Genomic DNA, 20,559 nt, shown 5'->3' with positions numbered 1-20,559 from the left:
CGTCAAACGGATGACGCCCTCTATCGAACGTGCCTCGGCCAGCTGAAGGCCAGCGAGTTCGCAGAGACGAGCGCGGCCGCCTGGAGTCGCGAGTGCACCCCCAGCTTGGTGAGCACGTTCTGGACGTGGGTGCGTGCGGTGCTGCGACGGACGTTGAGCTGGATCGCGATCTCCTCGGTGCTCAGGCCGTCACTGACGCATTTGAGGACCTGCCACTCCCGGTCGGTGAGGAAGGACAGCACCCACGTCGGGTGCTCGCTCGGATCGCCCGAGCGAAGCGCCCTCTGCAGCGCACTCGGCTCGATGGCCATGTGTCCGCTGATGGCCAGGTCGATCGCCTCGACCAGCTGCGGCAGCCCGCGGTCCTTGCGCACGTAACCGGAGGCCCCCAGGGCGATGGCTCGTCTCACCAGGTCGTCGGAGAAGTCGCCCGAGAAGATCACCACCTTGGTGCCGCTCGAGGCCTCCCGGATGCTGGGGATGACGTCGAGGCCCGAGCCCTCGGGAAAGTTCGCGTCGAGCAGGCACACGTCGGGTTGGACCGCTCGGGCCGCCTCGACCGCCTCTTCGGGCCGACACGCCGTCGTCACCTCGTAGCCCAGGTCGCCCAGCGCCGTCGCGAGGGCATCGAGGATCAGCGCGTGGTCATCGCAGACCACCAGCTTCATGACTCCACCAGCTCAGGACGCGGCCGAGACGCCTCTGCCGCTGGGCAGAGAGATGTCCGCGGTGGCGCCACCGTCTGGGCCGTTCGCCAGCCGGAAGCTGCCCTTGCACGAGGCCACCATGGCGCGGGTCGCCACGAGCCCGATGGAGGTTCGTCCGGTCACCCGCCCCAGGCCTGGCCCGTCGTCGACGACCGTCAGGTGCACCGCACCGGCGACGTCGCGCACGCTGATCGTGACATGACCATCGGGACCGGCGGCGCGCACCGCGTTGTCCACGACGCACCCGAGGGCACGGGAAAGTGCGATCGGACGAGCCAGGGCCCAGACGTCAGTCGACGACTCCACCGCGATCGAGGTCGTCACCGCCACGCGTGCCAGGCCGGCGACGAACTCGGCGACCTCGAGCGCATCGACGATGGTGACGTCGTCGGCGGTGGTCTGCTCGAGGCTGGACTCCACCAGAGCGAGGAGCCACGACGCCTGCTCAGTGATCCGCTCGAGCTTTTCCTCGACGTCACCCCTCGAGGATTCGGACAGCAGGAGGATCGCGGACAGCGGCCCCCTGAGGTCGTGAAGAAGGACACGAACGGTGTCAGGTTCTGGAACCTCCAGGCTCGTGCCGACGCCCCCCATTTTGATGTTGTCGCACATTTCTTGCCCCTCCCCTACCCAAGGAGTTCATGGTGGATCGCCTCGGGAACACGGGTCGTGGTCACCGAAGTTGTTGCCCCACAGTCACCGTCGCGCCCCCCGGGCGACTAGACCTGTACCGGCGTCGCCATCGTATGTTCGCTACGAGTCGGCGCATGGTTTTCAGTAAGAACACGGGATTCGCCGCAAGATTTCACAGCACAAGTCCCTCGTAACGGCGCGATTGGCCGCGAAGCCGCATCGAGAGACATGACCTCGCAAATCGGATGTCTCGCGCCGGCGACTACGTCGTTTGGACGAGGACTGCCAGGGATCTGCGTGCCAGAGTCTCAGGACCAGTGCCACTCCAGCGGCGACCTCGATCTCGTCAACGGCGGCACCAACCAGCTCGTCGGCATCGCTTCCCCAACCCCGCCACGTACACCTCAGCCCACGCACGAGCCACGGACGACGGCCGAGGTCATCCGGGCCGACGCGGGGCGTGATGCGCGGCGGCCACCCGGGTGCAGGCGGCCCCGGTCGCCTGGGGCGACCCGGGGCTGCGACCTGCCGTTCTCTGTCTCAACACCGAGTGCACGCGCAGGGATTCGAAACCCATCCTCGACGACCACGGGTCGCAGCCCGGGCTCGGCCGGGGCGTACAGCGCCGCCAACGCGACGGAGTGCGCGTCGACCGGGCCGGTCTTGCGCCCGTTGCCGGTGGCGAAGATCCGTACCTGCGCCGACAGCTTCGGCGGCACGTCGACCACACGCTCCCCGTCGTGAACCAGCCGGTGCGCGATGTGTCGGCCGATGCCGTTGCAACCCTCGACGGCCCACACCCGCTCACCGACCACACCGTGCCGGCGGCCGGCAGCGAGCATCGCCGCGTAGCCGGCCTTGTCCGTGTCGAACCGCCGCACCTCAAGAACTCAACCGGTCTGGTCGATGACCTCGATCGTGGCCGAGCGCTTGTGCGGGTCCATCCCGATGATCACGCCCATCGCCCTGCACCTCCTCCTTCACTCAGTGATGTGAAAGCGGGGAGGGCATTGCTACTTCGAGCGGAACAAACCCCTTTCGAGCCTCTCCTCGCGCGGTGCCCGACGAGAGCGCATGCCATGAGAGAGCCACACCAATGACACCGGTGGGCAGCCGCATTGAGAGAGCGTCCCGTCGAGCACCTGGACCGAGTCTGGCCGGACGTCGATCCTGCAACCAGTCTCTAAGTAGCCGAATTGAGGACGTCGAGGTCGTGCCCGTGGGCCCCAACAACCTGTTGGGTTCGCGTCGCTCCCATCGCCCCTCAGTCCCGAGCGGACACTTGATCAGTTTCACGCCGTGCCCGCCGCGCATCGGGCGATCCGATGTGGGCTGGCCGACGCGCCTAGTGACCCTCCTGATCAGCCGATCGCGCCGACGATGACGGCGCAGTAGTCGATGTTGAGGCCCTTGTCCTTGAAGTTGAAGGGCCGTCCTACCTTGAAGTCGTCGGACGGGTCGGAGGGGGTGCCCGCGTAGTTGTAGACCACGTTGTAGCTGAATATGCCGTCTCCGCGGGCAAGCACGACGCCGTCGTCGGAGGACAGGACGTGGTGGCCCTTGTTGGAGACGTAGCGGGTGAAGGTGCCGTCTCCGTTGTCAATGAGGCGGACGTCCTGGCTTACGGCTGTGAGGGCATCGGTGACTGTCTCCCCGGTGGCGACGTTGGTGTAGAGCTCGTCGGCGGTGTACCAGTAGGTGCCGTAGGGGAAGCCGTCAGGGCCGAGGGTGCGGAAATCCCGTTCCTGGTAGGTGGCGCCCCCGAACGTGTACGCGACCGTCAGGCCAGGGACGTCACAGAAGTCCTGGATCGTGTCGGTGAACGGTTCGTCGTACCAGGTGTGCCACGGGCCGTTCCCGGCGGGGGCCGCGGAAGCCGGGGCCGCCAGCGCGAGCGCCGGAAGGGTCAAGCCGGCCACCATAGCCGCCGCGAGGGCCATGCCCCGTGATCGGATCATGAGTCCACCTCCTGAGGGTGGTTTTTGGGGCCAAATCGGCGATGGCCCTCGTTCCGGCATACTCGCCATGGTGCGATTGCGCAGCGGAACCACTAAGTCCGGTTCGCACTACTTGCGGGTATGGTTCGCGTTGAACCAAAAGCGCAATGTGTTTCCGGTCGTGCAACCTGCCGACGTGCTGCGGTGAACGTCCACTCGTGCCGCTGTCCGCGACCCGTTGTGCCGACGCATCGTCGTTGGGAAGCCAGTAGCCGTCTCGTTTCGCACGGACGGCAAGTACGCGTGCTCATGGTCGCCGTCGTACCCCTGTGCTTCCATGAGTCATGGCAACCGCCCAGCGGTCCCCACGCGCCGCACGAGGCATCATCGGCGTCGGCCACCTGCTGGTGGGTGGGGCGGCGTTGGTCTTCGCCGGCGTGATGATCGTCGCGGGTGCAGACTCCGGCGCCGAACTGGGCGGAGTGTTTCTCCCACTGGCGCTGTTGCTCGCGCTCGCCGCGGGAGTCTTCACGTACACGGCAGCGACGGTCCTACGGCGTGGACGAAGGGATCGTCACGGCCCCTCGCTGATCCTCAGCATCGTCGAACTGGTAGCCGGAGCGGCCTTGGCCTCAGGGGTGATTGTCGCGGTGCAAAGCTATGGCGACCCCTGGCGCTCTCCTCTGCTGCCGCCATCGGTGCTACTCGTCGCTCTCGGCCTCGCCGGCCTCGTTCTTGAGGTCTCCGAACCCACGACAGCGCCGCCGACGCACTGAACTGCCGCCGAGCGGTCGTATCGAAATGACTCGTCTCATGCTGGTGCGCGCCACCCGGAGTGGCACTCAAGCCTGACGATAGGCCCGACGGCGTCGAACGCTCCCGATAGGTTTTGCAGGTGCGTCACCGACTCGGACTCCGCGGTGGGCGAGGAGTCAGCCAACCGGTCAGATGGACCTTCACAACTGCTGCCGGCCCCTCGGGAGCGACAGTGAGAACATCGCACGGTGATGGACGACTCGAATGTGCCCGAGACCCTGACACTCGATGAGGCGTTTCGGGCTGCTTCTTCATGACCGACCTTTACGTCGGCATGGAGTCCAGTCCGGACGACGGCTTGGTGCTCTTCCACCAGTACCTACAGTCGGACCCGGCCCGCTGGGAGGACTGGAAGTGGGCAGTGCGCAAGGCGCTGCATCCCGCGCCGAGGTCCCACGCCTTACACCGGAACGTCCGCCGAGCGAGCACCTTCGAGTCGTGGTCGGTCACCACGAGCATCTGTTTGCGGTCGGCAAGGTCGATGCCGATGATCGCGTTCGTGATCGGGACCGCCTGACGCAGCCGCGACAACCTCGCGTTCCGGTTCCGATCCCCGCGCGAAACACCACTACCGTGAGACATGAACGTCCTCCTTCGATGCGATGGGACACCAAGCCCGACAAGCGCATCAGGAGGACGTTCGCCACGCCAGACCGAAGACGCTTAACGCCTTCCTATGCCGCTGTCGGCGCGGCGCCGGGTGTCGTGGATGTCGCCGTCGGGCCCTTGCCACGGCAGTGCGGGCACCGTCTGGCGCCGGGCGCGTGTCTAAGTCCCGTCGGGGACACTAGGAGAACACCGACCGTAGCTTCGACAAGGAGTCGCCGTGACCGAGGGAACCGTCCGCTGGTTCGATGCCGACCGGGGGTTTGGCTTCATCGCCCTCGGGCAGGAGGCAGAGGACCTGTACGTGCATGCGTCCGAGATCGTCAGCGACGACGCGATGAAGCTGCTCCGGGAGGGGCAGGTGGTTGAGTTCGAGATCGGCGAGGGGGACCGCGGCCCGCAGGCGCGCCGAGTCCGGGTCACGGCCGACCAGGCCGCCGATACACCGCTGGGCGTGCTCGGCACCGTCGCCTGGTACGAGCCGGCCAAGGGGTACGGCTTCATCACGCCCGATGGCACTGGTGCCGAGATCTTCGTGCACAGTTCGGCCATCGTGGCGGGCGGCGTGGTCTCGGAGGGGCAGCGGGTGGCGTTCCTCGTTGTCGACGGGGAGAAGGGACCGCAGGCTGACCATGTGCTGCCCTTGGGAGCCCATGCCGCCCAGCAGGCCGTGGCATCCGACGGGGCGGACGGCACCGTGTCCTGGTACGACGCGGACAAAGGCTTCGGGTTCATCACCCCCGAGTCGGGCGGCCCCGATGTCTTCGTCCACGTCCGGGCGCTGGTCGACGGGCTCCCCGAGCTGGTCGAGGGGGACCGGGTGACGTACGACATCGTCGTGAGCGAGAGGGGCCCGCAGGCGCGCGAGGTGCGCCTCGCACGCAGCTCGACACCGCGGGGCGCACGCGCGGCGTCGACGACCCGCGCTCGGTCGGGACACCTGGAGGCATCCGACGTCCCGGCGCGCGGCGGCGAGGGAGTGGTCGCGCGCTACGACGCGGAGCGGGGGTTCGGCTTCATCGCCCCGGACGCCGGAGGCGCGGACCTGTTCGTGCACGTGTCGGTCCTCAGAGGCGCCGAGGAGCTGCACCAGGGCGATCGGGTCCGGTACCAGGTGCGACAGAGCGATCGAGGACCACAGGCCGACCGCGTCGAACGGGTGTGAGCGGGACGGCGGTCCGGGCGGAGCCGGTGCTCAGGCGTGTCCCGATCCCGCCGCACGCTCATGTAGCCGCGTTGAGGGGCGGCTGCGCTCGCCCGGTCATGCCACAGGCCACACGTGTAGAGCGTCTCAACCGGCGCCCCCTTCCTGACCGCGCCGCCCGGTGCGGCCCTCAGGGCAACCGCCTACTCCAGAACGGGTCGTCTGCCCAGCCCTCGGGTACGCACATCCCGCGGAAGTTCATGGGAGGTCGGGCGCTCGGCAACCCGTGGAGCCGCCCGGCCCAACCGTTGCGTGGCGATACCGAGTAGAGGACGGGACTGGAGCGAAACGAGGACTGGCTAGAGCCGCTTTCTCGACCGCTCCGGCAACGCAGAAGAACATGGTGGCGTTGACCGTTGACGACGCAATGAGCCTGCGACGAGCGCTACGGAATGAAGACGCCGCCGTGAGGGCCGAACTGCCCGATCTGGTCGGCCTCATGCTTACGACGGGCTGCCGAATCAACGAGGCCTTGGCGGTCCCCCGGGGTCAAGTCGACAAGAGCGAGGTACCGACCGTCAGCATCATGGCGACCAGTGATGCGGCTGAGAGGCCGTGGCCTGGTCCTGCAGGCGCATCCGAAGACCGACGCAAGCAAACGCAGTCTGAAGCTGCCTGCCTTCGCGGTGGAGATGCTCTTGAGGAGAAGCGTCGAGCAGCAACCCAATGCGCACGACGTGGTGTTCCCCTCTTCGACCGGCATGCTTCGGGACTCCCGGAACGTGAGTCGACAGTGGCGCGACTTCCAAGAGCGCGACAAGCGGTGGAAGGGCGTCACCTCACACCGTCCGCAAGACCGTCGCCACGGTCCTCTCCAGGGGGTTCGACGCACTGACCGCCCCGTCCCGGCTGGGACACGCCTCTTCCGGAGTCACTGAGCGGTACTACTACATAGCCCGAACTCACGAGGGACCGGACGCGCGAGCCTCGCTCTCCGCCTTCGCCGAGTACGGGGATTCCGATGGGTAAGCGATGGCTGAGGACGACGTAACGTCCTGAAACACAACGGCCCTGACCTGCATTGCTGCAGGTCAGGGCCGGTATTCTGTCTCAACACAGAGTGCACCCGAAGGGATTCGAACCCCTAACCTTCTGATCCGTAGTCAGATGCTCTATCCGTTGAGCTACGGGTGCGTCGTTCCGTCACTCGGAGGAACGAAAAGTTACCTTAGCGCCTCGGGTCCTCATCCACGAAATCGGCCCAGGCCGAGGCTCGGGCACACCGCCCGACATGCGCCCGGCACCGGCCCGACACCGACCCGACACCGACCCGACACCGACCCGGCACCGACCCGGCACCCGGCCGGTGCCGACGCATGCAGGCGCGCGGACGGCATACGCGACGGTCTCCGCAGGAGCCTGCGATCCAGCCCTGCGGGGTACCGGGGAGTACTGAAATTCCTGCAAGAAACCGACAACAGGTCGTCCTTTTTCTTGCGGCGACGAGGCCATGTGAGGCGTCTCACCGACCCCGCGCCCGCATGCGGTCAACGGCGCCCGTGGCTGCGCGTACCTTGAAGTCATCACGTCATCTGTTCAGCATGTGGACACCTGCAGCCCGATCCGGGCTCGCCCAGGATCCACGTGACGGACAGCTTCACACCGGCACGACGTGGTGCCGGGCGGCACCGCGCGCGAAGGGATGGGCCCCGAGTTGACTACGACCCACGAAAAACAGACACACACGACGCACGCGGGACTGTCCGCATGGGTCGAGCAGGTCGCCGAGCTGACGCAGCCGCGCGACATCCGCTGGATCACCGGCTCCCCCGAGGAGTGGACGGAGCTGACCGACCAGCTCGTCGAGGCCGGCACGTTCGTCCGGCTCAACGAGAGCAAGAAGCCGAACTCCTTCTACTGCGCCTCCGACCCCAGCGACGTCGCGCGCGTCGAGGGGCAGACCTACATCTGCTCCGTCGACGAGAAGGACTCCGGGCCTACCAACAACTGGATGGCACCCGACGAGATGAAGGCTCGGATGACCGAGCTGTACCGCGGCAGCATGCACGGCCGCACCATGTACGTCATCCCGTTCGTCATGGGTCACCTCGACGCCAAGGTCCCGATGTTCGGTGTCGAGATCACCGACTCCGCCTACGTCGTCGTCTCGATGCTCGTCATGGCCCGCTGCGGCGACAAGGTGCTCCACAAGATCGAGGAGACGAACGCCGACTACGTCCCCGCCCTCCACTCGGTCGGTGCGCCGCTCGCCGAGGGCCAGGCCGACGTGCAGTGGCCGTGCTCCGACACGAAGTACATCGTCCACTTCCCCGAGGAGCGCACGATCTGGAGCTACGGCTCCGGCTACGGCGGCAACGCCCTGCTCGGCAAGAAGTGCTACTCGCTGCGCATCGCCTCGGCGATCGCCCGCGACGAGGGCTGGATGGCCGAGCACATGCTCATCCTCAAGCTCACCTCGCCCAAGGGGTCCGTCCACTACATCGCGGCGGCCTTCCCGTCGGCCTGTGGCAAGACGAACCTCGCGATGATCACGCCCACCATCCCCGGCTGGAAGGCCGAGATGGTCGGCGACGACATCGCCTGGATGCGCTTCGGTGAGGACGGTCGGCTCTACGCCGTCAACCCGGAGTTCGGGCTCTTCGGCGTCGCCCCCGGCACGGGCGAGTCGACCAACCCCAACGCGATGGCCACCATCGAGAAGGGCAACTCGGTCTTCACCAACGTCGCCCTGACCGACGACGGCGACGTGTGGTGGGAGGGCATGACCGACGAGGCACCGGCCCACCTCATCGACTGGCACGGCAATGACTGGACGCCCGAGGACGGCAAGGCGGGGACGCTCTCGAGCCACCCGAACAGCCGCTTCTGCACCCCCGCCTCGCAGTGCCCGATGATCGCCCCGGAGTACGACAACCCCGACGGCGTCCCGATCGACGCGATCCTCTTCGGCGGCCGCCGCAAGACGACCGTGCCGCTCGTCTACGAGTCGCGCGACTGGCAGCACGGCACCTTCATCGGTGCGACGCTCTCGTCGGAGACCACCGCAGCCGCGACCGGCGCCGTCGGCGTCGTGCGCCGCGACCCGATGGCGATGCTGCCCTTCATCGGCTACCACGCCGGCGACTACATGAACCACTGGCTCGAGATCGGCAAGAGCGCGGACGCCTCCAAGCTCCCCCGCATCTTCGGCGTCAACTGGTTCCGTCGCGACGAGGAGGACGGCTCGTTCCTGTGGCCCGGGTTCGGCGAGAACAGCCGCGTCCTCAAGTGGGTCATCGAGCGCCTCGACGGCGACGCCGATGCCGTGGAGACCCCGATCGGGTTCGTGCCGACCGAGGGCGCCATCGACATCGACGGGCTCGACATGACGCCCGAGCAGGTCGCCAAGGCCATCCGGGTCGACGCGGCCGACTGGGAGAAGGAGCTGCCCCTCATCCAGGAGTGGTTCGACAAGTTCGGCGACCAGCTCCCCGCGGAGCTGTGGGCCGAGTTCGATGGCCTCAAGGCCCGCGTCAGCGAGCACTGAGAGGTCGGTCCACCGCCTGCTGGCCGGCGGGCGGAGGACGACGTGATGCAGGGCCCGGCACCTCACGGTGCCGGGCCCTCCGTCATCGCCGGGTCGTCGTGCCCGCCCGGGACCGAGGGCGTATGCCGTGTCGCCCGGCACGCGGCACACGTCCCCTGTCCTTCGGTGCCGTCCGTGGGGTACAGGTGGCCCATGAGCAACTCACACCAGTACACCCGCGACGAGACCGAGGCCGAACGGATCGATCGCAACTTCGGCGAGCAGCTGCAGGAGCTGCGCATCGCCCAGGCGGGCGTCCAGATCCTTTTCGCCTTCCTGCTGACGATCCCGTTCCAGCAGCGCTTCACGACCCTCACGGACCTCCAGCGCGACATCTACGTCGTGACGCTGATGGCCGCCGCCGTCAGCGTCATCGTCTTCACGGCGCCGGTCGCCCTGCACCGCACGCTGTTCCGAGACGGGCTCAAGGACTTCATCGTCACCTACACCGACCGGCTGATGGGTGTGGGCCTGTTCACGCTGGGGCTGGGCATCATCGGCGGGGTCGTGCTCGTACTCGACGTGCTGATGTCGCACACCGCGGCGTTCTGGTTCGGCGGGGCGCTGCTCGTGCTCGGGCTGGCGCTGTGGGTCGGCGTGCCGCTGTCGAAGAAGGGCAGCGCGCGCCAGAACCTCGAGACCCGCGACGACGACGCGAGCACGGACGGGACCCACTCCTCCCCCACCTGAACCGTCGAAAGGCCACGTCCGGCCGCCCCCCACCCGTCGAAAGGCCACCTCTGGCCGCCCCCCACCCGTCGAAAGGCCACGTCCGGCCGCCCCCCATCCGTCGAAGGGCCACCTCTGGCCGCCCCCCACCCGTCGAAAGGCCACCTCTGGCCGCCCCCAACCCGTCGAAAGGCCACCTCTGGCCGCCCCCCCACCTGGAGCGGAGGCGGCGGGAGCCGTCGTTCACGAGGCCCCTCGTCCCTCGGGGACTCCTGAACTCCTCCCAAATCCCACGCGTTCGACCAGCACAAGACAGAAGGACCCCGACGAAAAGCGTGTCGGGGTCCTTCTGTCTTGTGCTGGCGGAGGCGGCGGGATTTGAACCCGCGAGAGGTTTTATCCTCAACCCGCTTAGCAGGCGGGCGCACTAGGCCACTATGCGACGCCTCCGTGCCCGCGACGAGGCCGCCGAGGCGGCGTCGGATGCACGGGCGAGCACAGGCTACCGGCACGGGTGCGCCCGACCCAAACCGGGGGTGGACGGCCGCGAGCGCCTTACCCATCTCGATGCGGCATATATCAGGTTGGCAGGGCACAATGTGCATCGGCTCGTGCGCACGGGCCGATGCAGAGAGGACTCCATGACCTACCCGAACGCGCGAGGTCCGGCTGCGCCCCCGACCCGCGAGGCGCTGCGACGCGAGCTCAAGTCAGGCTTCCGTCGCGCCGTCGGGCTCACGGCCCTCGGCACCGTCGTCCCCGGAGCAGGCCTGACCCAGACCCGTAGCCGCAAGTTCGGCTGGCTGCTGATCGCGCTCGCCGTCGTCAGCCTGAGCGTCGGCGCCTACTACGTGATGAAGACGGGTGTGACGAACACCGCGCTGTCCATCGTCGCGCGCCCGACCGTCCTGCAGTCCCTCGCCGTCGCCTTCGTCGTCGGCGGCATCCTCTGGTGCGGCTCCATCATCCTCACGGCGGTGCAGTCCCGCCCCACGAGGCTCGACCGCACCCGCACGCGTCTGCTCGCCGGGTTCACCACCCTGATGGTCTTCCTCGTCGCCGGCTCGTCGTTCAAGGTCGCCGAGTACGCCACGATCACGCAGAGCACCGTGGCGCAGGTCTTCGGCAAGACCCCCACGACACCGGGGGCCGGCGCCCAGGTCTCCGAGGGCGAGGACCCGTGGGCCGACCAGGCGCGCGTCAACATCCTGCTTCTCGGCTCCGACGCCGGCGCCGACCGCATCGGGATCCGCACCGACTCGATGATCCTCGCGAGCATCGACACCAAGACCGGCCGCACCGCCCTCGTCTCGATGCCCCGCAACCTGCTCAACGCGCCGCTCGCACCGAAGAGCCCGCTGCGCGCCATCTACCCCTCGGGCAAGTTCGGGTCCCCTGACAGCTCCTGCGACCAGGGCGCCGGCCAGTGCATGCTGACCAACCTCTACGTCGACGCCGAGAACTACGCCAAGGCACACCCCGGCGCCTACCCCGTCGGCGACCAGCCCGGTCGGGTCGAGCTGCGCGGCGCCGTCCAGGAGATCACGGGCCTCGAGGTCGACCAGATGGTCGTCATCGACCTCAAGGGCTTCTCGCGGCTCATCGACGCCATGGGTGGCCTCGACATCAACGTCAAGCGCAGCGGCTACGGCACGAAGCTGACCATCGGCGGCGAGCACGCCCCCGACGGCCGCATCGTCGGGGTCAAGGGCTATTTCGAGCCCGGTCGCCAGCACCTCGACGGCTACCACTCCCTCTGGTACGCCCGCACCCGCGCCGCCGACAGCGACACCTTCCGCCAGATGCGTCAGCGCTGCGTCGTCCAGGCGATCGTCCAGCAGGTCAACCCGGCTCAGATGGTCACCAAGTATCCCGAGGTCGCGAGCATCCTCAAGGACAACATCTACACCGACATCCCGGTGCAGAACCTCCCGGCCTTCGTCGAGCTCGTCGAGCGCGTCCAGAAGTCGAAGATCGCGAGCGTCGCCCTGACGCAGAAGCAGGGGGTCTACTCCAACGATCCCGACTACGACCTCATCCGCGAGCTGGTCCAGAAGGGCATCGCGCCCCCGAAGGCGACGCCGAAGCCGTCCTCGACCTCCTCCCCGACCAGCACGCCGACGAAGACGAAGACGCCGTCCACGTCGAGCACCGACTCGTACGAGACCTGCTGAGGCGCGGGACCAGAACCACCGACACACAACAAAGCCCCCGGCCGATGGCCGGGGGCTTTGTCACAAACGACTGAGGTTGGTGTCGCTCGTTGCTGTTGATCTCGAGTGATCAGAGCGGGCGAACTGCGTCGGCCTGCGGGCCCTTGGGACCCTGCGTGACCTCGAACTCGACTCGCTGCGCCTCGTCCAGCGAACGGTAACCGTTCGACTGAATGGCCGAGTAGTGGACGAAAACGTCGGGGCCGCCGCCGTCCTGGGCGATGAAGCCAAAGCCCTTTTCAGCGTTGAACCACTTGACGGTGCCCTGTGCCATACGGGTAACTCTTCCTTCTTTAGCGTGTGGGACAACGCACCTCGCGCATCCCAAGCTGCCGCTTTGACTCCACTCGACGGGCGCGAACCCACCGAAGCCGAAAAGAAACCCGTCACCGTTGCGGATGACGGGCACCTGCTCGACTGCGAGGAACTGCAACTGCAACCGCGACGAACCTAGCAGAATACCGGCCGGTCGGCCCGTCGGATCGGACCGTATTTTGTCCGTTCAGGAACCGTTCGCCATGCCGTCACGGCGCGTGCCACGGAGCGCGAGCCGTGGTGGCCGGTCGCCGCGGATCGTGGCCACCATGTCGAGGACCCGTCGCGTGGCCCGGACGTCATGGGCACGGAAGACGGTGGCACCGAGCCAGGCCGCGACGGCCGTGGCTGCGAGCGACCCCTCGAGGCGTTCATCGGCGGGCAGGTCGAGGGTCTCCCCGACGAAGTCCTTGCGCGACATCGCCTGCAGCACAGGGTAGTTCAGGGCAACGACGTCAGCCGTGTGCCGCAGCACCTCGAGCGAGTGCGCAGTGGTCTTGCCGAAGTCGAGCGTCGGGTCGACGAGGATGCGCTCACGAGGTATGCCGGCCTGCTCGGCCGCGCGGGCACCGTCGGCCAGGGTGCGCACGACGTCGCGCACGACGTCGAGGGGGTCGTCACCATAGGTCACGTCGACCGGATCGGTCCGGGGCGGAAGGCCGCCGGTATGTGAGATGACGTAGCCGGCGCCGACGTCCGACGCGACGTTAACCAGGTCCCGGTCGTGACCCGCCCACGTGTCGTTGACGAGGTCGACGGCACCGGCCGCCTCACGGGCGACCTCCGACCGCCAGGTGTCGAGGCTCAGCAGCACGTCCGGGTGCTCGGTGCGCGCCCACTGCAGGAACGGGACGACGCGTCGGATCTCCTCGTCGGCGTCGACCACCTCGCCCTCCTGACCGGCACGCACACCGCCGACGTCGACGAGGTCGGCGCCGAGCTCGACGGCCTCGACGAGGGCAGCCTTGGCGGACTCGAGGTCGGCGTGCCGGTTGCCGCTGAAGAAGGAGTCATGGGTCCGGTTGACGATCGCCATCACCGCGGGCGCGGCCGCGTCGAAGCGCCGGCCACGCAGGACGAGAGGGCTCGCCTCGGGGAGCTGGAGCGGGGCCAGCCGGCTCAGGATCTCGGCGGTGTCGGGCGCGGGATCCGAGCCGGAATCTCTGGTCACACTGTCGTATCTCACGAGGATCCACAAAGGTCAACGAGTGGACTGGGCATGGTTGCGGAACTGTTACCATTGTGGAGCAGACATCGCCCACGGCCCGGCCACGCTCCCGGCCGGGTCGCGGGTGGTCTGCCGGTCCTGATCGTCCCGCAATGACGATCGACCACCGAGCCCTCTCGACGACGCGTCGGCGAGGGTTCTGCCATCAAGGAAACTGAATACAGAGATGTCGTACATCGTGTCGTTCTTCGCGGCCATGAACCGTCCGTCCACGTCCATGCCGGTCGGTCAGTACAACTCCAGCACGACCTACGAGGAGAGGCTCGGCCTGCTCTGAGAGTGCGCGTGCACCGCCGAGCTCACCGTCGAGCCGGCGCATGAGACAAAAGGGACTCCGGATCTCCGGAGGCCCTTTTTTCATGCCCGGATCCGGGTCGAGGCGCTGCGCGCGGCGCCGTTCGGGCGTGAGATCGGGCTGGAGGACGTGCGACAGGTGCGTCCCGGCCACACCAGGCGCGCGATCAGCCGCGCGATCTGGATGCACCCGTGGCGGAGGGCATGGCCAAGCGCTGATACCGGCGTGCGAGCGCGGAGGGCGTGGGACGCCGCGCTGGTACCGAGCTCGTTCCTCGCCTGGGCCCAGCGCTCCCCTTCATCTCACGCCTCCGCAGCTGATCCGAAGGCGCTCCGCACCGACGGAGCAGTTTGCGGAGGGCGTGGGATTCGAACCCACGATGGGCTATGAACCCATAGCGGTTTTCAAGACCGCCGCACTCGGCCACTATGCGAGCCCTCCAGTGTCCGCGGAAGTCTATCCGCGGCCGGCTCACCCGTCCGAATCGTCCTGCTCCGGAGGCTGGCAGGTCGCCTCGGCCGTCTCCTGGACGCACATCGCGAGTTCGACGTGCGGCATGACCATGCTTTCCGGCCGGCCGTCGATGACGTAGGCGACGACGAGGCCACGAGACCAGCCGCGCTCGGCGCCCATGACCTGGAGGGTCACCGCGAGCATGGACGGGTCGGCCCCGCCGCAGGCAGACGTCACGGGCGATCGCACGAAGGCCGCCGACGCGAGGACTCCGGTCCCGGGGTCGACCGTGACGGGCGCCGCCGTCGGGTAGACCCGCAGCCCGAAGTCCCGGACGACCAGACCGTGCGGCTCGACCAACCGGACGTCGCTGATGGTCGCGCCCCGTCCACCGGTCAGGCACAGCGGCGTGACGAAGACGTTCCGTGTCTCGTCGGCGGACGACACGGCCGCACCGAAGCCGAACGACGGCTCGAGGTCGCCGTCACCGGCCGCGAGCCGCGGGCCACCGCTCGAGACGACGGACCAGACCAGAACCGCCAGCACCGCTGCCGCGACGAGATACCTGCGCATCCGAGCTCCCCTGACGTCCGGGCGAGCCCACGCTCGCCGACACCTGTCGGACGTCAGCAGACCACCGATCGGCTCTGGCCGCACGGCGAAGACCCTCGCCCTACCGTGCGCGTCATGACGGCTGAGCCGGAGGCTCAGATGTACATCGCCGGGTCGAGCCACTGGTTGGCGGCGTCGCGCTTCGGGAAGCGGACGACCGCCGGGATACCGGTCGCGACCGCACCGGCCGGGACGTCCTTGACCACGACGGAGTTCGCGCCGATCTGGACGTCGTCACCGATGCGGATCGGGCCGAGCACACGGGCGCCGGCGCCGATCGTGACGCGGCTGCCGACGGTGGGGTGGCGCTTGACGTGCTCCATCGACCGGCCACCCAGCGTGACGCCGTGGTAGAGCATGACGTCGTCGCCGACCTCGGCCGTCTCGCCGATGACGACTCCCATGCCGTGGTCGATGAAGAACCGCCGTCCGAGCCGGGCCGCCGGGTGGATCTCGACGCCCGTGACCGAGCGCGCCACCGTGGCGAGCACCCGCGCCGGCAACCGCCCACCCGGACGCTTCCACAGCTCGTGCAGTCCGCGGTGCGCCCAGATGGCGTGCAGGCCTGGCGACGTCAGCACCACCTCGAGCCGGGAGTTGGCCGCGGGGTCGCGCTCGATCGCGCCGTCGACGTCCTCGCGGGCGCGCTCGGCGACCTTGCGCGCGAAGCCGAGCGGGCCGGCATACGACCGCTCGCCGGGGACGACGGCGGCTGCGTGGGAGGACGCAGTCGCCGCCGGCTCCCCGGCCACCCTGACCACCTCGGCCGCGCGGTCACCGCGCACGAGCGTCAGCGGCGTCTCGGCCGGCCGGGGCCCGTGGTCGATCTGTGGTGCGGTGCTCATGCACAACTCCTTGGTGGCGATGCAGGTGGGGCGGGCGATCGGAGGGACGTCAGTCGACGAGGCCCTCGAAGAGGATCGTGGACAGGTAGCGCTCGCCGAACGAGGGGATGATGACGACGATCGTCTTGCCGGCGTTCTCGGGCCGCTGGGCGACCTGCACGGCGGCGGCGATGGCGGCGCCCGACGACAACCCGACGAGCAGGCCCTCCTCGGTCGCGGCACGGCGGGCCCACTTCACGGAGGTCTCGGCGTTGACGTCGATGACCTCGTCGTAGACCTCGGTGTCGAGGATCTCGGGGACGAAGTTGGCGCCGATGCCCTGGATCTTGTGCGGACCGGGCTGGCCGCCGTTGAGGATCGGGGACTCCTCGGGCTCGACGGCGATGATCTGGATGCTTGGCTTGCGGGCCTTGAGGACCTGGCCGACGCCCGTGATGGTGCCGCCCGTGCCGATGCCGGCGACGACGATGTCGACCTCGCCGTCGGTGTCCTTCCAGATCTCCTCCGCGGTGGTCTTGCGGTGGATCTCGGGGTTGGCCTCGTTGGCGAACTGGCGGGCGAGCACGCCGCCGCGCTCGGCGACGATCTCGTCGGCCTTGGCGACCGCGCCCTTCATGCCGGTCGACGGGTCGGTGAGGACGAGCTCGGCGCCGAAGGCCCGCAGCAGCGCGCGGCGCTCCTTGCTCATCGACTCGGGCATCGTCAGGACGACCTTGTAGCCGCGGGCCGCGCCGACCATGGCGAGCGCGATGCCGGTGTTGCCCGAGGTGGCCTCGACGATGGTGCCGCCGGGCTCGAGCTGACCGCTCGCCTCGGCCGCGTCGACGATCGCGACGCCGATGCGGTCCTTGACCGAGCTGGCGGGGTTGTAGAACTCGAGCTTCGCGGCGACGGTCGCCTGCGCGCCGTCGGTGACCTTGTTGAGGCGCACGAGCGGCGTGTTGCCGATCAGCTTGGTCACGTCGTCGTAGATCGGCATTGCTGGAGCCCTTTCGGCCGGGTGCGGTGGGACGTCTGTCGCCTCGATTGTCTGCGACAACCGAGTTCTCGTTATGCATATTCCAACACGTTGTTATCTGTTGCCAAGGGGTCGCCCATGATCCGGGCGGTCCTGCGGGGCCTGCCGGACGGCATACGACACCCCGAGGGCGTATGCCGTGTGGCCGGGGACGAAGGGGACGAGCGTCACGCCGCGACGGCCGTCACAATCGCTAAGCGCTTGCTAACTCGTCAGTAGACTCCCGGCATGAGTGCGCTCCAGATCGTCGCCGTCGTCGTCTGCCTCGGCGTGACCGCCGTCGCCGTCGCCCTGCTCGTCAAGACGGTCAACCTCTTCCTCGCCACCTTCCGGCTCGGCCAGCCCGAGGACCGCGGTGACGACAAGGGAGCCCGCACCCGCACCCTGCTGCGCGAGTTCCTCGGTCACACGCGCATGTCGCGCCTGCCGGTCGTCGCCGTCGCGCACTGGTTCACGATGGTCAGCTTCGGCGTCCTCTTCTTCACGCTGCTCAACGCGTTCGGCCAGCTCTTCCAGCCGGCGTTCGTGCTGCCGGTCATCGGCCACTTCTTCCCCTACGAGTGGGTCACCGACTTCTTCGCCTTCGCGGGCTTCCTCAGCATCCTGCTGCTCATGGCGATCCGGCAGAAGAACCACCCGCGCTCGGCCGCCGGCGAGGACGGGCGCCGCAGCCGCTTCTTCGGCTCGACCTGGTGGCAGGCCTACTACGTCGAGCTGACGATCCTCGGCGTCACCCTGTGCATCGGCCTGCTCCGCGCGCTCGAGTGGACCCTGGCTCGCAAGACCGGCACCGGCATGGACAACGCCCTGCACTTCCCCCTGACGGGCTGGATCGGCAACTTCTTCACCGGCCTGTCGGTCGGCGCCATCGAGAACCTCATCGTCGTCATCGCCGCGATCAAGATCCTCATCTCGTTCGCGTGGATGATCACCATCGCGCTCCAGCCCACGATGGGCGTCGCCTGGCACCGCTTCCTCGCCTTCTTCAACATCTTCTTCAAGCGCCACGCCGACGGCCGCACCAGCCTCGGCGAGCTCCAGCCGATCCGCGTCGGCGGCGAGGTGCTCGACTTCGAGAACGTCGACGACCTCGACGAGGACGCGGCACTCGGGGTCGGCAAGGTCGAGGACTTCACGTGGAAGGGCCTGCTCGACTTCACGACGTGCACCGAGTGCGGGCGCTGCCAGAGCCAGTGCCCGGCGTGGAACACCGACAAGCCGCTCTCCCCCAAGCTGCTCGTCATGACGCTGCGCGACCACGCGTACGCCAAGTCGCCGTGGCTGCTCGCCTCCGAGGAGGTCCGCGCGGCTGCTCTCAAGGACGGCATCGAGTCGGCCGAGGGCTTCAGCGAGGCCACGAAGGGCGCCGTCGCCACCGAGCAGCTCGTCGGCGAGACCGGCTACGACATCCGGCACCCGCTCACGGCCTACAACCCGCACGGACCCGACGCCGTCATCGACGAGGACGTCCTCTGGTCGTGCACGACGTGCGGCGCCTGCGTCGAGCAGTGCCCCGTCGACATCGAGCACGTCGACGCCATCGTCGACCTGCGCCGCTACAAGAACCTCATCGAGTCGGCCTTCCCCGCCGAGCTCAACGGCCTCTTCAAGAACCTCGAGAAGAACTCCAACCCCTGGGGCCTCGCGCCGCGGCTGCGGATGGACTGGGCCAAGGACCTCCCCTTCGAGGTCAAGCAGGTCGGCCAGGACGTCGAGGACCTCTCCGAGGTCGACTACCTCTTCTGGGTCGGCTGCGCCGGGGCCTACGAGGACCGCGCCAAGAAGACGACGCGCGCCGTCGCGGAGCTGCTCGACACCGCCGGCGTCTCCTTCGCCGTCCTCGGTGACGGCGAGGCCTGCACCGGCGACTCGGCCCGCCGCGCCGGCAACGAGTTCCTCTTCCAGATGCTCGCCCAGCAGAACGTCGAGACCCTCAACGAGGTGGGCGCGACGAAGATCGTCGTCACCTGCGCGCACTGCTTCAACACCATCAAGAACGAGTACCCCCAGCTCGGCGGGCAGTACGAGGTGCTGCACCACACACAGCTGCTCAACCGGCTCGTCCGCGAGAAGCGCCTGACCCCCGTCGCGCGTCCGGGTGACGCGGTGGCGACCGGCACCCTCACTGGAGCGGCGTCGACCGGCGCCAAGGTCACCTACCACGACCCCTGCTACCTCGGTCGTCACAACCAGGTCTACGCACCGCCGCGCGAGCTGCTCCAGATCCTGCCCGGCGTCGAGTACGCCGAGATGGAGCGCAGCAAGGAGAAGTCCTTCTGCTGCGGCGCCGGTGGCGCGCGCATGTGGATGGAGGAGAAGCTCGGCACGCGCATCAACACCAACCGCACCGAGGAGGCCCTCGCGACGGGCGCCGAGCGCATCGCCGTCGGCTGCCCCTTCTGCAAGGTCATGCTCTCCGACGGCCTCAACGCCGCGATCCAGGACGGCAAGGCCACCGACGCCGTCGAGGTCGTCGACGTCGCCCAGATGCTCCTCGCGGCCGTGCGCCGCGGCGACGGTGGCGGCGAGCCCGCCGAGGCGGAAACGCCTGAGCCCCAGCCCGACCCGGAGCCCGCACCGGTCGCCTGACCGCGCCGGACGGCATACGCCCGCTCGCTGTCGAAGGCCCTCTCCGCACCCGCGGAGGGGGCCTTTTGCGTATGCCGTCCGGCGACGTCGGCGTGTATCAGCGGGTCGCGCGCACACCACTGACTTCCTGCAGCCGACGCACCGCAGCCGGCCCGAGCACCGGGGGAACCCATGAGCCTGACCGACACCTCCGAGGTCTTCGTCTCCGTGGAGGAGACGGCCCTCAACGACCTCGTGACGGCGCTGTGCACCGCCAGACCACACCTGCTGTCGTACGGGTCTCCGGCCTTCGTGCCGGTCTCCGACGTGGGCGACACCCAGATGCCGCCGATCCTCTTCCCGGGCACCGGCGGCATCCAGTGGCACGTGCGCTTCTCGGTGCCCCACCTCGACCTCTTCGACGAGGACGCGCTGCTGCCGCCCCAGCTCACGCTCGGGCCGGGGCAGTTCAGCGTGTCGACGAAGGTGCAGATCTGCGTCGACTGCCCCAAGGACCGGCACGACCCGAAGGACGACCCGCACGACCCGCACGGGGACCACGGCGGGGACCACCCGAACGAGCCGGACGACCCGCGCTGGGACGACAAGCCGGGCAAGGCGCAGAACCCCGTGTGCACGGCCATCGAGCTGTATGCCGTGGGGCACCTCGTCGGGACGACGCTCGACGGGCAGCCGGCCCTCGGCTTCGCCGTCGACGCCGTCGAGCTCGTCGACGTCTCGCCGGACGACCTCGAGTCGGTGCTCGAGTGCCTCATCGGCCAGATGCTCCGCGCCGTCCTCACGACGATCCGCATCCCCGTCTCCGCGCTGCGCGTCGGCGCCTTCACCCTGACCCCGACGGTCGGCCCGCTCATCGACATCGACCGCGTGCTCGCGCGCGGCAACCTCTAGGA

The 20,559-nt window shown here is 68.4% G+C and carries 17 protein-coding genes and 3 tRNA genes; 8 read left to right on the top strand and 12 right to left on the bottom strand.

The genetic code is table 11. From position 1 onward, the window contains the following. Positions 1-20: 20 nt before the first annotated feature. From ASD90_RS11525 to ASD90_RS11510, 4 genes are all read right to left on the bottom strand, one after another. Positions 21-668, bottom strand: a complete 648-nt coding sequence (locus ASD90_RS11525) for a response regulator transcription factor (RefSeq protein WP_056756100.1) — start codon at positions 666-668, stop codon at positions 21-23. A gap of 12 nt (positions 669-680) precedes the next feature. Continuing rightward, a complete protein-coding gene (locus tag ASD90_RS11520) occupies positions 681-1,319 on the bottom strand; it encodes a sensor histidine kinase KdpD (protein ID WP_157610582.1) in 639 nt (212 codons plus the stop codon). 425 nt (positions 1,320-1,744) lie between these two features. Beyond that, entirely contained in the window at positions 1,745-2,221 is a 477-nt protein-coding gene (locus ASD90_RS24705) for a hypothetical protein (RefSeq protein WP_056756096.1), read from the bottom strand. Positions 2,222-2,701: 480 nt separating this feature from the next. Then, positions 2,702-3,298 (bottom strand): hypothetical protein, encoded by a 597-nt coding sequence (locus ASD90_RS11510; RefSeq protein WP_157610581.1) that lies wholly within the window; start codon positions 3,296-3,298, stop codon positions 2,702-2,704. Positions 3,299-3,621: 323 nt separating this feature from the next. Between ASD90_RS11510 and ASD90_RS11505 the strand changes: the two genes are divergently transcribed. The 3 genes from ASD90_RS11505 to ASD90_RS24630 all read left to right on the top strand — a co-directional run bounded on the left by ASD90_RS11505 (position 3,622) and on the right by ASD90_RS24630 (position 5,864). Beyond that, positions 3,622-4,053 carry a hypothetical protein gene (locus ASD90_RS11505; RefSeq protein ID WP_056756089.1) on the top strand — a complete coding sequence of 144 codons (432 nt, stop codon included), beginning with the start codon at positions 3,622-3,624 and terminating at the stop codon, positions 4,051-4,053. 293 nt (positions 4,054-4,346) lie between these two features. Then, the gene (locus tag ASD90_RS23800; protein WP_056756088.1) at positions 4,347-4,610 is read left to right on the top strand and encodes a hypothetical protein; all 264 of its coding nucleotides are present in this window, start codon (positions 4,347-4,349) and stop codon (positions 4,608-4,610) included. A 309-nt stretch (positions 4,611-4,919) separates the two neighbouring features. Continuing rightward, positions 4,920-5,864 (top strand): cold-shock protein, encoded by a 945-nt coding sequence (locus ASD90_RS24630; RefSeq protein WP_056756085.1) that lies wholly within the window; start codon positions 4,920-4,922, stop codon positions 5,862-5,864. A gap of 1,100 nt (positions 5,865-6,964) precedes the next feature. Here ASD90_RS24630 and ASD90_RS11490 read toward each other — a convergent pair. Continuing rightward, positions 6,965-7,037, bottom strand: a tRNA-Arg gene (locus ASD90_RS11490). A gap of 508 nt (positions 7,038-7,545) precedes the next feature. On the opposite strand from ASD90_RS11490, the gene ASD90_RS11485 reads away from it, so the two are divergent. Beyond that, positions 7,546-9,390: a phosphoenolpyruvate carboxykinase (GTP) gene (locus ASD90_RS11485; RefSeq protein WP_056756082.1), complete on the top strand. Its 1,845-nt coding sequence runs from the start codon at positions 7,546-7,548 to the stop codon at positions 9,388-9,390. A 192-nt stretch (positions 9,391-9,582) separates the two neighbouring features. Continuing rightward, positions 9,583-10,119, top strand: a complete 537-nt coding sequence (locus ASD90_RS11480; RefSeq protein ID WP_056756079.1) for a DUF6328 family protein — start codon at positions 9,583-9,585, stop codon at positions 10,117-10,119. Positions 10,120-10,458: 339 nt separating this feature from the next. Here ASD90_RS11480 and ASD90_RS11475 read toward each other — a convergent pair. Further along, positions 10,459-10,548 (bottom strand) — tRNA-Ser (locus tag ASD90_RS11475). 191 nt (positions 10,549-10,739) lie between these two features. Here ASD90_RS11475 and ASD90_RS11470 point away from each other — a divergent pair. Further along, a complete protein-coding gene (locus tag ASD90_RS11470) occupies positions 10,740-12,272 on the top strand; it encodes an LCP family protein (protein ID WP_056756075.1) in 1,533 nt (510 codons plus the stop codon). Between the two features lie 109 nt (positions 12,273-12,381). Here the strand turns inward: ASD90_RS11470 and ASD90_RS11465 are convergent, their stop codons facing one another. The 6 genes from ASD90_RS11465 to cysK form a co-directional block, all read right to left on the bottom strand. Further along, positions 12,382-12,585, bottom strand: coding sequence for a cold-shock protein (locus ASD90_RS11465; RefSeq protein WP_013491183.1), 204 nt, complete (start codon positions 12,583-12,585; stop codon positions 12,382-12,384). 228 nt (positions 12,586-12,813) lie between these two features. After that, the gene (folP, locus tag ASD90_RS11460) at positions 12,814-13,749 is read right to left on the bottom strand and encodes a dihydropteroate synthase (protein WP_056756449.1); all 936 of its coding nucleotides are present in this window, start codon (positions 13,747-13,749) and stop codon (positions 12,814-12,816) included. A 753-nt stretch (positions 13,750-14,502) separates the two neighbouring features. Then, positions 14,503-14,590 (bottom strand) — tRNA-Ser (locus ASD90_RS11455). Positions 14,591-14,620: 30 nt separating this feature from the next. Then, the gene (locus ASD90_RS11450) at positions 14,621-15,175 is read right to left on the bottom strand and encodes a hypothetical protein (RefSeq protein ID WP_056756072.1); all 555 of its coding nucleotides are present in this window, start codon (positions 15,173-15,175) and stop codon (positions 14,621-14,623) included. A 134-nt stretch (positions 15,176-15,309) separates the two neighbouring features. Further along, on the bottom strand, positions 15,310-16,059 hold the full coding sequence (gene cysE / locus ASD90_RS11445) for a serine O-acetyltransferase (RefSeq protein ID WP_056756069.1): 750 nt from the start codon (positions 16,057-16,059) through the stop codon (positions 15,310-15,312). A 49-nt stretch (positions 16,060-16,108) separates the two neighbouring features. Beyond that, on the bottom strand, positions 16,109-17,038 hold the full coding sequence (gene cysK / locus ASD90_RS11440; protein ID WP_056756064.1) for a cysteine synthase A: 930 nt from the start codon (positions 17,036-17,038) through the stop codon (positions 16,109-16,111). Between the two features lie 267 nt (positions 17,039-17,305). Between cysK and ASD90_RS11435 the strand changes: the two genes are divergently transcribed. After that, on the top strand, positions 17,306-19,666 hold the full coding sequence (locus ASD90_RS11435) for a (Fe-S)-binding protein (RefSeq protein WP_056756061.1): 2,361 nt from the start codon (positions 17,306-17,308) through the stop codon (positions 19,664-19,666). 171 nt (positions 19,667-19,837) lie between these two features. Next, positions 19,838-20,557 (top strand): hypothetical protein, encoded by a 720-nt coding sequence (locus ASD90_RS11430; protein WP_056756057.1) that lies wholly within the window; start codon positions 19,838-19,840, stop codon positions 20,555-20,557. Positions 20,558-20,559 lie beyond the last annotated feature (2 nt).

The sequence above is a fragment of the Terrabacter sp. Root181 genome, assembly GCF_001428505.1.
In the GTDB taxonomy this organism is placed as follows: Bacteria; Actinomycetota; Actinomycetes; order Actinomycetales; family Dermatophilaceae; genus Terrabacter.
The sequence above is the reverse complement of the archived record's forward strand: the minus strand, read 5'-3'. Positions and strand labels throughout refer to the sequence as shown.